The sequence below is a fragment of the Oceanobacillus sp. M65 genome, from assembly GCF_052246275.1.
Taxonomy (GTDB): domain Bacteria; phylum Bacillota; class Bacilli; order Bacillales; family Amphibacillaceae; genus Oceanobacillus_B; species Oceanobacillus_B jordanicus.
The window spans coordinates 1-13,945 of the sequence record NZ_JBQQCJ010000002.1; the positions used below are offsets into that span (position 1 = coordinate 1).

Sequence of the window (13,945 nt, forward strand, 5' to 3'; positions counted from 1 at the left end):
GAGACTTCCCATCACTTCGAGTGAGTAAGATCCCTCAGAGACGATGAGGTTGATAGGTCCGAGGTGGAAGCGTGGTGACACGTGGAGCTGACGGATACTAATAGATCGAGGACTTAACTAACATTTTTCTTGATTCGTTGTTTACTCTTATTTAGTTTTTAGGGTATAAGTACACCTAAAGATTCGGTTTCAAACCGAGGTCTGGTAGCAATAGCGGAGAGGTCACACCTGTTCTCATGCCGAACACAGAAGTTAAGTTCTCCAGCGCCGATGGTAGTTTGGGCTTTGCCCCTGCAAGAGTAGGACGCCGCCAGGCAAATGGAAAAAGGTTATGCATTTTGTATGCATAACCTTTTTTGTATAGAAATAATAAACATGCCATAATGGCACGTTTATTATTAGCTCATTCCATACGGACCGAGCTGTTCCGTATTCTCTCCGTCCTGTATTTTGCTATTTCCACTCATCTGAGTAACCAATGGGACCATTTTTTCTATGGTTTGATTGAAGTTTTGGTTATTCTTCGTCATCGTATAATACGTTGCAGCTCCTACTCCGACGGAAGCTAATATAGGTAACCACATTCCATTTTTCTGCATGTCTAACCATCCTTTCCTTGAAGCAGATTTTTTGTCAGACATGATTAGGTTGAACGTAATACAGTAAGTCATACAAGGTAGCTAATACCAATAATATTAATCTGCAGCATTACTTCCCGCAAGTCTTCCTGTTACTAATGCTGAGGTAATATTATACCCACCAGTATAACCATGAATATCTAATATTTCTCCACAAAAGAATAACCCATTCATTAACTTAGATTGCATAGTATTAGGGATAATCTCTTTAATGGAGACACCACCTCCTGTAACAAATGCTTTTTCAAGGGGCAAGGATCCCTGTACATTAAATGTAAAGTTTTTCATGTCGGCTATAATACTGCGAATTCCGTCATGAGATATATTTGCTCCATTTTGTTCAGGTGAAATCCCGTTAGCTTGTAAAAGATAATCCAAAAAGCGTTCTGGCACTAACCCTTTTAAAATTGTTTTTATAGAACGCTTTGGATGTTCTTTCATTGCCTTCAACGTTTCCTCTAATAAAACATGCTCTTTAGTGGAAGGAATGGCGTCCAAGTGCATTGCCACTTGATCTTGACCCTTCATGAGTTCTTTTACAACAAATTGAGAACAACGAAGAACAGCAGGTCCCGAAACACCAAAATGGGTGAAAAGCATGTCCATCTGGTGTGTTATAATTGGCTTGCTTTTTTTGTTAAGTACAGAGAGCGATATATCCCGCAGCGACAAACCTTGCAAAGCTTTCTCTTGGATAAATCTTTCATTTGAAGTTAAGGCAACTTCTGTTGGATAAAGCTCTGTAATGGTATGTCCAGCTTTTTTTGCCCAGGCATAACCGTCGCCTGTCGAGCCTGTATGGGGCACTGCTTTTCCTCCAACTGCAATTACAACAGAACTTGTTGGAAAAGCTTGTTTGTCTTTCAAAATAACTTGATGTGGTTCTTCATAAGAAAAATGCACTGCTTCGACTTCAGTTTCTAACTTAACGTTTACCTTTAATTCATCTAGCTTATTTATTAATGCATTTACAACTGTTTTTGCAGAATTGGAAACAGGAAACATTCGACCATGGTCTTCTTCCTTGAGTTCTACTCCTAGTTCTTCAAAAAAAGAGATAATATCATAATTATTAAAGACAGAAAATGCACTATATAAAAACCTACCGTTACCGGGGATGTGCTTAATGACTTCATCTTCTGGCAGACGATTTGTCACATTGCAACGTCCTCCACCAGAAATTGCTAATTTTTTACCTAATTTATTTCCTTTTTCAATAAGCATGGTCTTGGCACCCTTTTCAGCAGCCGCTATCGCAGCCATTAAACCTGAAGGGCCTCCACCAATTACAATTACATCATATTTCAATTTCTTCATTCCTTTCCTATGTATCATACCACTGGTATAATGTGATCTCAACGTTCAAGGGGGCGTCTAAAAGGTATTTCAATTGATGACTTCTTGAAATTCTTGAAGGAATAAAAATTATCGTTATTAGAAACCTGTCTATTTATGATAAAATAGCAGATAGAATAGAAATTAGATGCAGGTGAAAAAATGTCGAATATAATCAGAGGCACCATGTTATTAACAGGTGCTTCCTTTTTATCAAAACTCCTTGGCATGCTTTATGTTATTCCATTTAATGCCTTGGTCGGAGAGACGGGAGGCGCGCTTTTTCAATTTGCGTACATTCCCTATAGTATATTTATTAGTATTTCAACTATTGGCGTCCCTTTAGCCGTTTCAAAGTTTGTGGCGAAGTATAATTCTGTAGGTGACTACGAAACAGGAATGAGGATGTTTAAAACAGGTATGACTATGATGGCGGTGACAGGACTGCTCTCTTTCCTGGCACTGTTTTTTAGTGCGGAATTACTTGCCGAACAAATGATTACCAGTAAGGATCCAGGAAGTATTTCCGTAGCTGATGTAACATTTGTAATTCGTATGGTGAGTGTAGCGTTGATCGTAATACCTGCAATGAGTATAGTGAGAGGGTTCTTTCAGGGGAATAATTCTATGGGCCCTACTGCGATCTCCCAGGTAGTTGAACAAGTCGTTCGTATTGTCGTTTTGCTAGGTGGCGCGTTTGTAATTATGAAATTTTTAAATGGCTCCATTACGACAGCGGTTGGTTTTGCGACATTCGCTGCCTTTATTGGCGCTATAGCGTCCTGTATTGTTTTATATATATACTGGCGAAAACGAAAGTCACACTTTACAAGGCAAATGGAACAGCAGAAGTTTACGTACGATATATCGACAAAAAAACTATTAGCGGAGTTGTTTCGTTATGCAGGGCCGTTTGTGCTAGTTGGTTTAGCTATTCCATTGTATCAACTAGTTGACTCCTTTACCTTTGAACGGGCTATGGTTGCATCGGGGAGGCAAGATATATGGGAATTTTCTTTTGCTGTTATTAGCAATTATGGCCATAAACTTGTCATTATCCCGATAACATTGGCAACAGGGTTATCGCTTGCGATTATTCCTGCAATGACCAAGTCATTCACGCAAGGAAATACAGAGTTGCTTACAAAACAGATTAATCAAACCCTACAAATCGTATTGGTGCTTGTTGTTCCAGCTATTATTGGACTATCCTTGCTATCCGGCGAAGCTTATGGTTCTTTATTTGGTGCAATGAAACGGATTGATGTATCTGGCCCCTTGTTAGGGCTTTATGCACCTGTTGCTTTGTTTTTTGCATTGTACAGTGTATCTTCTGCTATATTGCAAAGTGTAAATCAACAGAATTATGCTGTAATCAGTTTGCTTATAGGGTTACTAGTGAAAATCCTGTTTAATATTCAGCTTATTCATATGTTTGGTGCTAAAGGAGCAATTATCGGTACAGCACTTGCTGCAATAATTGCAGTTGTACTTAATTTATATCGAATCAAAACATCCATCAATTTTTCTTTTAAACAAACATTCAAGCGAACGTTGCTTATTCTAATATTTGTCATCTTTATGGCAATCACGATATGGATAACCAAGTTTGTAGGAGGCTTGTTTATACCTTATGAGGAAACGCGGACAGGTGCTACGATTATGCTAGCCTTAGCTGTCCTTACTGGTGGTACTGTTTATATGTGGTTTGCTTACCACTCTACATTACTTGAACGCGTGCTGGGAAACCGGATTCGTTTCCTGGATCGAATTTTTAGTAGATAGGAGAGACAAGGATGCGAGTTGATAAGTTACTGGCGAATAGTGGTTATGGCAGTCGTAAAGAAGTGAAAAGTCTATTAAAAGGGAAACAAATAACACTCAACGGTATAGTCATAAAAGATGGAAGCACCCATGTAAATCCAGATACTGACAATGTTGAAGTGAATAACAAGAAAGTAAGTTACGAAAAATATATCTATCTTATGATGAACAAGCCACAGGGATGCCTTTCTGCTACAAAGGATGCTCGGGATAAAACGGTCATAGACCTATTGGGTGATGAAGAAAAAATCTACCAGCCTTTCCCCGTAGGGCGTCTCGATAAATACACAGAAGGGTTGCTGCTTCTTACGAATGATGGACAGCTAGCACATGAGCTGACTTCTCCAAAAAAGGATGTTAAAAAGCGCTACTATGCCAAAATTAATGGGGAAGTCCTTAATAGCCATGTAAAAATGTTCCAAGAAGGGCTCGTGTTAAAGGATGGGTACCATGCAAAGCCGGCTTGGCTGGAAATAATACAGTCAGGGAATACATCAGAGATAATCGTTACCGTAACAGAAGGAAAATATCATCAAGTGAAGCGTATGTTTGAAGCAGTAGATCGAAAGGTTCTCTACTTGAAACGTTTAGAAATGGGAGGGTTACAATTGGACAAGTCCCTTTCACTTGGTGCGTATCGACCACTTACAGAACAGGAAAAAGCGTATTGTTTCTCCATTAAACGTAAATAGAGGTGTTAACATGGGTAATCATTATTTTATCGCTGTTCCATTACCTGATCGTATCAAACAGGATTTATCGCAACTTCAGGAAAAACTAAAGAGAAATCTTACGTATAAGCAATGGCCAATCGCGGAAGATTTTCATATAACATTAAAGTTCTTTGGTGATTTACCCGATAATAAAGTACATCAACTAAAGGAACGCTTGCCTGAGATTCAAGAACAATTGGTATTTTCATTAAATGTTGGGAATATAGGTTTTTTTGGCGATTTAAGAAGACCACGGGTACTATGGGCAGGAGTAGAAAAAACGGAACCCCTTCAGAGTCTTTATTCATCTGTAGAAGATATTGCTTCAGATTGCGGCATTGTTAGAGAGAATAGACCATATCGTCCTCATATCACCATAGCTAAAAACTGGATAGGTGAAGCAAAGAGAGAACAAATAGAACAACTGGATCACATGCACAATGAACAACAAACAATGAAGGTGGATAGAATAGTGCTCTATCAAATTTTTCCACAAAAGCGACCGAAGTACCATCCGGTTGCCACTTTTGAACTAAAGGGAGATGGTGATACTGGCTCAGCTGATTAAGTTACAGGATTATATAACGCGTTATGAGTGGGATACATATCGATATCCCAGTCAATATATAAGATTAAAGCAGGATAATTGGAAAAAATTATATGATCGTTGGTTAAACCCAACTGAAGAGCCCGAAAACTCGGTACTTGAGGACACGGATAGTTCTAGAATATCCAAATTAAAATCCTTTCTAAAAAAGGATGCTATCACATCAGAAGAAGTAGAACCAGAACCAGAAGAGATACTTCCCAATACTGAGGCTGAGCTCAAGCAATATTTTTTAGATCAGCTATTTGATTTTCAGCTGAAATGGGCGACATCTACAGTGACGGAGCGTTCTGTCATGCACAAGAAATATCAAGACGACTCGTTATTGAAATTCTTCCTGCAACGTTTTCCAGACTCTTATTTGCTCCTTTACTTTCCAATATTTTCAATAAAAAAAGCCCCTGTGGATGGCGAGATTCTTCTCATTGGACCATTAGGGATTGAGATAATATATATAGCAGAAACGGAAGAAGGAGCATCCTTTATTGCTGGTGAAGAAAGGACTTGGACGATCCAGGGAGAAAAAGAAAGTAGAAAGATGCTAAATCCGTTGATTGCATTAAAACGAACGGAACAAATCGTCCGAAGTATTTTACGCACGAAAGACATAGAGTTCCCAGTGCATAAAACAGTTCTTTCCAGGACCAACTTAATTATTAACCATTATGAGCCCTATCAAACAAGGATGATTGATAAACGTTCCTTCGAAGAATGGTTCCAAGAGAAACGTAGCTCTTCTTCCCCACTGAAGAGTAGTCAACTTAAGGCTGCGGGCACATTATTAATACATTGTCAGACCACTTCTGTAAAACGACCTGAATGGGATGAAGAAGCGATAACCTTTACATTTGCTGATGATGAAAAGAAATAAAATTTTAAAGTTGTATTTTTAATTCAATCCCTATAAAATAAGTAGTTGAATGCTATTTTTTGAAAGATGTGAGGAATATATGGTGAACTGGCTGAAGCAAGTTCTAGGAAAAGGCTGGGAAGTAACTCCAGCTGGTGGGCTAACTGGCGATGCATATTTAGCAACAAAAGAAAACAGGCGGTTGTTTCTTAAGCGAAACTCTTCACCTTTTTTAGCTGTACTATCAGCAGAAGGGATCGTCCCAAAATTGATTTGGACCAAGCGTATGGAGAACGGTGATGTCATCACAGCCCAAGAATGGCTGGATGGGAGAGAATTAAAACCTGCTGAGATGCAGCGTTACCAGGTAGCTGAGTTACTACGTAAGATACATGATTCCTCTGAATTACTCCATATGTTAATGCGGATTGGTAAAAAACCCGTCACTTCTGATGAAGGGTTTCTTTATATTACTGGTAGACTGCAACAGTTGGGAATTGCTGAAAAGCATGCTTCCGTTGCTACAGCAATGTCATATTTGGAACAAATGCTCCCTGTTACGAGACATCAACAGCAGGTTGTTTGTCATGGGGACTTAAATCACAACAATATTCTTTTAACCAACGAAGGTCATCTGTATTTAATCGATTGGGATAACGCAATGATTGCCGATCCTGTAATAGATTATGGGATGGTACTTAAATGGTATATTCCTCAGGCAGAGTGGGATGACTGGCTATACCAGTATGGTATATCAATGGACAAAGAGCTTGTAGAGAGAATGTTTTGGTATTTGCTTGTTGATGCATTACATTACGTATGTTGGCATAGTGAGCGAAACGAGTTCGACAAAGTTACAGAAAGACTGCGCAATCTTGATGAATTAAATAGCTATATTAAAACATCTATCTTGCTGTGAATTGATTAATTGCACCAATCCACTGTTCAATATTGTCTCGATTCGCAGTGATATGCTCAGGAACGTTAGGTGTATTTTCACCCTGCGCGCCATAATTATATATATCGGGTAAAAGTTGAACTAGTTGGGTATCTGTAATACGATTATCTGATAGCATTGACTGGACAAGTCTCTTTATTTGCTGATATTCTGATACATTTCCGCAACATTCTCCTGATTGCTCATCCAGTAAATCCAATAGAAGTACTAATTGATGATTGGTTGTTAAAGACATGTTCGATCACCTCTTATCTTATTTTCAGCATTTTTATTAATAATATACACACATTATAAACAGAGAAAGGTGCTATATATGCGTCAACGACACAAACCGTGGGCAGATACATTTTTACAAGAGAATAATCATCTAGTTGTACCACAAGCACAGCAATATAAAGGGAGATGGAAAGAACTATTTGGTAACAATAACCCTGTGCATGTTGAAATTGGCACGGGAAAAGGACAGTTTCTAGTTGGGATGGCTCAGCAGCATCCTGATATCAATTTTATCGGGATAGAATTAGCTAAAAGTATAGTAGTAACAGCTGCGCAAAAGGTGTTGGATGCCCAACATAAGAATATTTTATTGCTAAATGAAAATGCCGCTGATTTCCGGGAAATTTTTGCTGATGGAGAAATTGCCTGTATTTATCTCAATTTTTCTGATCCATGGCCAAAAAACCGCCATGCTAAAAGAAGATTGACATATCAAAGTTTTTTAGAGCAATATCAAGAAGTTCTTGCAAGTAAGGGAGAAGTCATTTTTAAAACAGATAATCGTGGTCTCTTTGAATATTCCCTTGTTAGCTTCTCCCAATTTGGTATGGTATTAAACGAAGTCAACCTTGATTTACATGCCATAGAGGACCCTTTGAATGTGATGACAGAGTACGAAGAAAAATTTTCAGCAAAAGGGCAACCAATATATCGATGCCGGGCGTATTTCCCAGGCACTTAAGAACCTCCTAGTAGGTTCTTTTTAAATGAATAAAAATGGTAACGCTTGCAGTAATTTCGAAGCTTTTGCTACACTAAATACAGTATGGAAAGGGGAAAGGGTTATGGAGAAATTACAAGTAGGTAGAGCCACATTGACCTGGTTACGGGGCGGTGTTACGTATATGGACGGTGGAGCAATGTTCGGAGTTGTACCAAAGGCGTTATGGAGTAAAAAGTACCCAGTCAATGACAAAAATCAGATAGAGTTGCGAACAGATCCAATTTTACTGCAAATTGACGGTAAAAACCTTTTAATTGATAGTGGGGTTGGCATTGGGAAATTTACAGATAAGCAAAAAAGAAACTATGGGGTGCTCGAAGAATCTTTCATAGAACAGTCTCTTGAAGAACTAGGGTTAACCGTTGCGGACATCGATGGGGTTCTCATGACGCATATGCACTTTGATCATGCCTGTGGATTAACAGTAAAAGAAGGGGACACCTATCAATCTGTTTTTAAAAATGCAGTTATTTATACGACTGAAACAGAGTGGGCAGAAATGCGTAATCCTAATATTAGGTCTGTTAACACGTATTGGAAACAAAACTGGGAGGCCATCAAAGAACAAGTTCAGCCTTTCTCTAAACAAATGGAAATTGTGGATGGGTTACGTATGATACATACAGGTGGACATAGTGACGGGCATGCAATTGTGTATTTCCAAGACGGGGATGACAGCTTTTTACACATGGCAGATATTATGCCGACTCATGCGCATCAAAACAAGCTCTGGGCACTTGCCTATGATGACTATCCTGTCACAAGTGTACATGAAAAAGAGAAATGGATGGCTACGGGGTATGCCAATAAAACCTGGTATACCTTCTATCATGATGCATTTTACAGAGCAATAAAGTTTAACGAAGACGGCGAAAAGATTGATAGTGTAGAGAAACAACAATATACAGAGATTTAAATAAAAAAACCAGACGACTTAGTAAAGTGTCTGGTTTTTTTATTGTTTTTAGGCAGTTTGTGTAGCGCCTAGAACAGCGCCAGTATCCACGTCAACATGGAATTCATATTGTTTATTTTCTCCGTCGATGGTACGTGTTACCCCACCACGGTAAGCATTATAAAGCAAGCCATCTTTTTCTATTTCCTCTGGTTTCATGTAAATCCAGGATCCGCTTATAGGTCCTTGCTTTTTAAATGTTTCTTTTGCATGCTTCAGTGCTTTTTCAGGTGTAACACTTTGATAGTTATCGATTTGTTGTTTCGCCATATAGCCGACTACTGCACCGATTCCGGCGGCAAAGACTACTCGTTTTACACTCATTCTTCATCACCTCATGCTAAATTTTGTTTGTTAATCTCGTATATTATTTTCACTTAATAGTATAACTTATCCAATTAAAAATAGAAAATAATAAAATTCATTAAGTGAAAACTTCACTAAATAGCGATTTTTTTAACCCAAGCGTAAGGATAACTAATGGCCAATCACAGAACCCATGTATCTTGGTCGTTTTCTTCCCTGCTTCCCTTCTTATTTTTGCTCCAATTTCTTGTTCCGTAAGAACTATTAGTAGTTTTACGGTGGATAAAAGTGAATAGTGGAAAGAGAACGACACTTTCCGGTATACTAATAATATTACATACTTGAAGGTGGGATAAGATGAAGCAGGATACATTGGAGCTTTTTAGAAACTTGACTGAATTACAAGGGGCACCAGGAAATGAGCATGCCGTAAGGTCTTTTATGAAACAAGAGCTAACAAAATATGCGGATGAAATTATACAAGACAACCTTGGTGGTGTCTTTGGTGTGAAAAAGGGAGACGAAAACGGACCTAAAGTAATGGTAGCAGGTCACATGGACGAAGTTGGTTTCATGGTTACACAGATAACGAAAAACGGTATGATCCGGTTCCAAACACTTGGAGGCTGGTGGAGCCAGGTTCTTCTCGCACAACGAGTACAAGTGATGACAGACAATGGCCCAGTTGTGGGTGTAATTGGATCAATTCCGCCACATAATTTGACAGACGCGCAACGTCAAAAGCCGATGGAAATTAAAAATATGCTTATTGATATTGGTGCTGATGATAGGGAAGATGCGGAGAAAATAGGGATAAAGCCAGGACAGCAAATTGTCCCATTAACCCCGTTTACCCCTATGGCAAATGAAAAGAAGATACTGGCAAAAGCTTGGGATAATCGTTATGGTTGCGGACTATCTATTGAATTATTAAAAGAACTGCAAGGTGAAAAGCTACCAAACCAACTTTTCTCAGGGGCTACCGTTCAAGAAGAAGTTGGATTGCGTGGAGCGCAAGTAGCTGCTAATATGATTAAGCCAGACATTTTTTACGCGTTGGACGCGTCGCCTGCAAACGATGCTTCTGGTGATAAAGAGGAATTTGGTCAGCTTGGTCAAGGTGCACTCTTACGTATTTTTGACCGATCTATGATTACCCACCAAGGAATGAAAGACTTTGTTCTTGATACAGCAGAATCTAATAATATACCTTATCAGTATTTCATTTCCCAAGGGGGAACAGATGCTGGACGTGTTCATCTATCCAATAATGGGGTTCCTTCAGCAGTTGTAGGGATATGCTCTCGTTATATTCATACATCTGCTTCTATTATCCATGTAGATGATTACGCAGCAGCAAAGGAATTGATTGTAAAATTAGTAAAACAAACAGATGCTAATATGGTAGAACAGATCAGAAAGGCTTAATTTTTCAATGTGCTTGATCTGATTAAGTATATCTAGTCTAATAAAATTCTTTGTTCCAGACTTTTTTGCAGACATGCTATTATATGTTGCAAGAAAGTCTGGAGTTTTTACTTTTAGAAGAGGTGAAAAGATGAATATAGTAGTAGGGTCCAAAAATCCAACAAAAGTAGAAGCGGCTCGAGCAGTGTTTGCTTCCCATAGCATTGTCTCATTTGATGCTCCTTCTAATGTTTCCCCACAACCAATAACAGATGAAGAAACGAGAGAAGGGGCAATAAACAGGGCAAAACAATGTGCTAGCAACGATGAAGCAGACCTCGGCGTTGGTCTTGAAGGTGGCGTGATGGAAGTGGATGGGGAGCTCTTTTTATGTAATTGGGGTGCGCTTGTCACAAAATATGAAAAGATCTATACAGCTAGCGGAGCCCGTATCGCTTTACCAAGAGAGTTCGCTAAAGAACTTCATTTTGGCAAGGAACTAGGAAGTTTAATGGACGTTTATGCTCAAAGAGAAGGGGTCAGTAAAAAAGAAGGTGCTGTAGGTATTTTTACAAATGATCTTGTAAGTCGACAGGCGATGTTTGAACATGTATTAACATTATTAAAAGGCCAGTGGAAATTTTGGAACAAATAAAAAGCAGCGGAGTCGCTGCTTTTTTCTATGCATAGATATAGGCTAGTATTTCTAGTGCTTGATCAATTGTCTCAACGGTTACGTTTGCTTTATTACTCAACTCTTTTAATGGGTGTATTAAGGAATCTGGTCTCACAATAATGGTAGGTTTGTTTAGTGCTATAGCAGTGCTTGCATCCATTGCTGTATTCCATTGCTTGTATTGCTCTCCAAATAAAGCAATGACAACATCTGCTCTATTCATTAACACTTCTGTCCGCAAATTATTTACACTTGAAGCAGCATCGTCCTTGTATAGATTACTAGGTTGTTTACCAAGAATTTGTTCCCCTATGTTGTCTGAATGCTCATGGCTTGTTTGCGGGGAGACAAAATGGAGGGGGAGCTTCTTTTCCTCCGCTTTTTGTTTTAGTTCGTTTCGCCAGTCATCGTGGATTTGTCCTGCTAAATAAACAGTTAGTTCCATCATGTTCCTCCTCTATCTTTTTTTACCCCGGAGCAATCGTCCGTATGTCTCCCACTTCAAACATGAAGTGAAACCGTGATGTTTAATTGGGAGTAAACGGACGCTAACACCCCGATTCGTTCAACTAACAATCAGCGGGGAAGAACGAAGACCCCCACTGATTGAAGTTTCACTTTATATCGTATCGAAAATGACAGCCCTTGCAAAGAAATTAGCCTTCTGTGATAAAAGACAATACACTTTTGTTCCATGCGTTTTCATAGTACAATATTTCCCGATTGTATATGATGTAATAGGAGAAAGTTTAAATTTGTTCCAGCTAGTATAGCCTTGATAATTGAATCTAACTCAAAAGAAAGATATGATATGAAAGGGAGTTGATACAAATGAAAAATCTTGAAACAATTGAACAATTTAATGAATGGAAAAATAATGAAAATGTTATGATGTATTTCACTGCAGGCTGGTGTCCCGATTGTGTTGTTATCGAGCCGGTACTGCCAGAAATAGAGGAAGAATTTCCATCCTTTACGTTTATAAAAATAAACCGAGACAATTTTATTGAAATCTGCCAAGAACATGATGTATATGGTATACCAAGCTTTCTTGGGTTTTCGAATGGCAAGGAAACAGGGAGATTTGTCAGCAAGGATCGAAAAACGAAAGAAGAGATAGTGGAATTTATACAGGGACTTTCATAGTCAATATAAAAATCATTCCCTGTCCTTGATGGATGAAGTATGGACTAAGGAGGATGTAAGATGAAAATGACATCATTAAAATTAAAGCAAATTTTGCAGGAACGCTTGTCAGATACACGGTATCACACATCCTACAATCGAGATAAGGACACATTTCGTGTGGAGTGGAAAGAATCAAGACAAGGTATAACCATAACATTACCTAACGTTGTTGCGAAATATAATCAGCGAGGCCAAGAAGCAATAGAAGAGCTCGTTGAACATATTACAGAGGCACTGCGGATTATGAACGAAGAACACCAATTGGCTGGAATGGAAAAAAATATTTTCCCTGTTATAAGGGCTACCTCTTTTCCTAGTAAAACGAAGGCCAATAAAGAATTAATTAACAGGGAACATACTGCTGAAACCCGGATCTACTATGCTTTGGATCTAGGCAAATCCTACCGCTTAATCGACAAGGATTTGCTTGAAAGCGAAGGATGGACCGAAGATAGGATTAATGAAATTGCAACGTTTAATTTACGTTCACTCGATTGTGATTATAATAAAGATACGGTAGCGGGCAATGATTTTTATTTTATTGCTAAACAAGATGGTTATGATGCAAGCAGAATACTTAATGAAGCATTTCTAGAAGAAATGAAAGCAAATATGAAGGGTGAAATGGCTGTAGCTGTACCTCACCAAGATGTTTTTATTATTGCTGATATCCAAAATAAGACCGGCTACGATATTTTGGCACAGATGAATATGAAATTCTTTGCAGAGGGAAGAATACCGATCACATCTCTACCCTTTATTTACGAAGACAAGCAGCTGGAACCAGTATTTATTCTTGCAAAAAATAAACCAGAGAACAATTAGGGAAGGAAGAGTTAAATGGATGTATTTTATAACCCAGATGGTATTGGTGATGTACTTATCATTCCACTTAAAACCGGGGATCGTTACGAGCTAAAACATGATAAAGCAGGAGATATTACAAGAATTACGGATTCAGATGGAGCAATATTAGGCTACAACATATTTCAGGCTTCAAAGCATTTCACAAAGCTAACAAATGGAAAAAATACCATGACAGAAGTGTTGCTTGATGAGTTGAAGGAGTTATTTGCAGCAGAAAATGTAACGGACTCATTAGACTTTGACCTCTCACCGAAATTTGTTGTAGGTCATGTTTTAAGTAAAGAACCTCATGAAAATGCAGATAAATTAAGTGTCTGCCAAGTAGATGTGGGAAGTGAGACATTACAGATTGTCTGTGGTGCACCTAATATTGATAAAGATCAGTATGTTGTTGTTGCAAAGGTTGGCGCAACGATGCCAAGTGGTCTACAGATCAAACCGACAGAATTACGAGGTGTTCCTTCGAATGGTATGATATGTTCGCAAAAAGAGTTGGGACTACTAAATGCACCGAAGGAAAAAGGGATATATGTCTTAGAGGAATCTTATACACCTGGGGATACGTTCACATTTTAATGGGAGCCAAAGTGTAATTACTATGGTAAGCCAAGCGAGAACAAC

General features: G+C 38.6%; 17 protein-coding genes and 2 rRNA genes. 14 read left to right on the forward strand and 5 right to left on the reverse strand.

Translation table 11 applies throughout. From position 1 onward, the window contains the following. Positions 1–121, forward strand: a 23S ribosomal RNA gene (locus ACTWPF_RS07535); the annotation flags it as partial. A gap of 79 nt (positions 122–200) precedes the next feature. Beyond that, positions 201–316, forward strand: a 5S ribosomal RNA gene (rrf, locus tag ACTWPF_RS07540). An 82-nt stretch (positions 317–398) separates the two neighbouring features. Here the strand turns inward: rrf and ACTWPF_RS07545 are convergent. Next, positions 399–599: a hypothetical protein gene (locus ACTWPF_RS07545; protein WP_106897204.1), complete on the reverse strand. Its 201-nt coding sequence runs from the start codon at positions 597–599 to the stop codon at positions 399–401. Between the two features lie 96 nt (positions 600–695). Beyond that, on the reverse strand, positions 696–1,946 hold the full coding sequence (locus tag ACTWPF_RS07550) for an NAD(P)/FAD-dependent oxidoreductase (RefSeq protein ID WP_443148873.1): 1,251 nt from the start codon (positions 1,944–1,946) through the stop codon (positions 696–698). Between the two features lie 189 nt (positions 1,947–2,135). Here ACTWPF_RS07550 and ACTWPF_RS07555 point away from each other — a divergent pair, with 189 nt between their 5' ends. The 5 genes from ACTWPF_RS07555 to ACTWPF_RS07575 all read left to right on the forward strand — a co-directional run bounded on the left by ACTWPF_RS07555 (position 2,136) and on the right by ACTWPF_RS07575 (position 6,886). Then, positions 2,136–3,758 (forward strand): putative polysaccharide biosynthesis protein, encoded by a 1,623-nt coding sequence (locus ACTWPF_RS07555; protein ID WP_443148874.1) that lies wholly within the window; start codon positions 2,136–2,138, stop codon positions 3,756–3,758. A gap of 11 nt (positions 3,759–3,769) precedes the next feature. Continuing rightward, on the forward strand, positions 3,770–4,489 hold the full coding sequence (locus tag ACTWPF_RS07560; RefSeq protein ID WP_443148875.1) for a pseudouridine synthase: 720 nt from the start codon (positions 3,770–3,772) through the stop codon (positions 4,487–4,489). 10 nt (positions 4,490–4,499) lie between these two features. Then, positions 4,500–5,078, forward strand: a complete 579-nt coding sequence (gene thpR / locus ACTWPF_RS07565; RefSeq protein ID WP_443148876.1) for an RNA 2',3'-cyclic phosphodiesterase — start codon at positions 4,500–4,502, stop codon at positions 5,076–5,078. Next, positions 5,053–5,988, forward strand: a complete 936-nt coding sequence (locus ACTWPF_RS07570; RefSeq protein ID WP_238020579.1) for an NERD domain-containing protein — start codon at positions 5,053–5,055, stop codon at positions 5,986–5,988. Before thpR ends, ACTWPF_RS07570 begins: the two co-directional genes overlap by 26 nt. Positions 5,989–6,067: 79 nt before the next feature. Beyond that, complete coding sequence (locus ACTWPF_RS07575) at positions 6,068–6,886, forward strand: phosphotransferase family protein (protein ID WP_106897198.1); 819 nt, start codon at positions 6,068–6,070, stop codon at positions 6,884–6,886. On the opposite strand, the gene ACTWPF_RS07580 is transcribed toward ACTWPF_RS07575, so the two are convergent. Further along, positions 6,873–7,160, reverse strand: coding sequence for a YtzH-like family protein (locus ACTWPF_RS07580; protein ID WP_106897197.1), 288 nt, complete (start codon positions 7,158–7,160; stop codon positions 6,873–6,875). The two genes, ACTWPF_RS07575 and ACTWPF_RS07580, sit on opposite strands and share 14 nt — an antisense overlap. Positions 7,161–7,238: 78 nt before the next feature. Between ACTWPF_RS07580 and trmB the strand changes: the two genes are divergently transcribed. Together trmB and ACTWPF_RS07590 are read left to right on the forward strand one after the other, a co-directional pair. After that, positions 7,239–7,883, forward strand: a complete 645-nt coding sequence (trmB, locus tag ACTWPF_RS07585) for a tRNA (guanosine(46)-N7)-methyltransferase TrmB (protein ID WP_443148877.1) — start codon at positions 7,239–7,241, stop codon at positions 7,881–7,883. A gap of 103 nt (positions 7,884–7,986) precedes the next feature. Further along, positions 7,987–8,841 carry a YtnP family quorum-quenching lactonase gene (locus tag ACTWPF_RS07590; RefSeq protein WP_443148878.1) on the forward strand — a complete coding sequence of 285 codons (855 nt, stop codon included), beginning with the start codon at positions 7,987–7,989 and terminating at the stop codon, positions 8,839–8,841. A 48-nt stretch (positions 8,842–8,889) separates the two neighbouring features. Here ACTWPF_RS07590 and ACTWPF_RS07595 read toward each other — a convergent pair whose 3' ends face one another. Beyond that, the gene (locus ACTWPF_RS07595; protein WP_443148879.1) at positions 8,890–9,204 is read right to left on the reverse strand and encodes a PepSY domain-containing protein; all 315 of its coding nucleotides are present in this window, start codon (positions 9,202–9,204) and stop codon (positions 8,890–8,892) included. Positions 9,205–9,543: 339 nt separating this feature from the next. Between ACTWPF_RS07595 and ACTWPF_RS07600 the strand changes: the two genes are divergently transcribed. Both ACTWPF_RS07600 and ACTWPF_RS07605 read left to right on the forward strand, forming a co-directional pair. Further along, positions 9,544–10,614, forward strand: a complete 1,071-nt coding sequence (locus ACTWPF_RS07600) for a M42 family metallopeptidase (protein ID WP_443148880.1) — start codon at positions 9,544–9,546, stop codon at positions 10,612–10,614. Between the two features lie 130 nt (positions 10,615–10,744). Next, positions 10,745–11,248, forward strand: a complete 504-nt coding sequence (locus ACTWPF_RS07605) for a DUF84 family protein (protein ID WP_443148881.1) — start codon at positions 10,745–10,747, stop codon at positions 11,246–11,248. A gap of 25 nt (positions 11,249–11,273) precedes the next feature. Here ACTWPF_RS07605 and ACTWPF_RS07610 read toward each other — a convergent pair whose 3' ends face one another. Further along, the gene (locus ACTWPF_RS07610; protein ID WP_443148882.1) at positions 11,274–11,714 is read right to left on the reverse strand and encodes a YtoQ family protein; all 441 of its coding nucleotides are present in this window, start codon (positions 11,712–11,714) and stop codon (positions 11,274–11,276) included. 386 nt (positions 11,715–12,100) lie between these two features. On the opposite strand from ACTWPF_RS07610, the gene ACTWPF_RS07615 reads away from it, so the two are divergent. The 3 genes from ACTWPF_RS07615 to ytpR are packed head-to-tail and all read left to right on the forward strand — an operon-like array spanning position 12,101 to position 13,900. Continuing rightward, positions 12,101–12,415, forward strand: coding sequence for a thioredoxin family protein (locus tag ACTWPF_RS07615; protein WP_443148883.1), 315 nt, complete (start codon positions 12,101–12,103; stop codon positions 12,413–12,415). Positions 12,416–12,475: 60 nt separating this feature from the next. After that, positions 12,476–13,282 (forward strand): DUF1444 domain-containing protein, encoded by an 807-nt coding sequence (locus ACTWPF_RS07620; protein WP_161465212.1) that lies wholly within the window; start codon positions 12,476–12,478, stop codon positions 13,280–13,282. 15 nt (positions 13,283–13,297) lie between these two features. Beyond that, positions 13,298–13,900, forward strand: a complete 603-nt coding sequence (gene ytpR, locus ACTWPF_RS07625) for a YtpR family tRNA-binding protein (protein WP_161465213.1) — start codon at positions 13,298–13,300, stop codon at positions 13,898–13,900. The last annotated feature ends 45 nt before the right edge of the window (positions 13,901–13,945 follow it).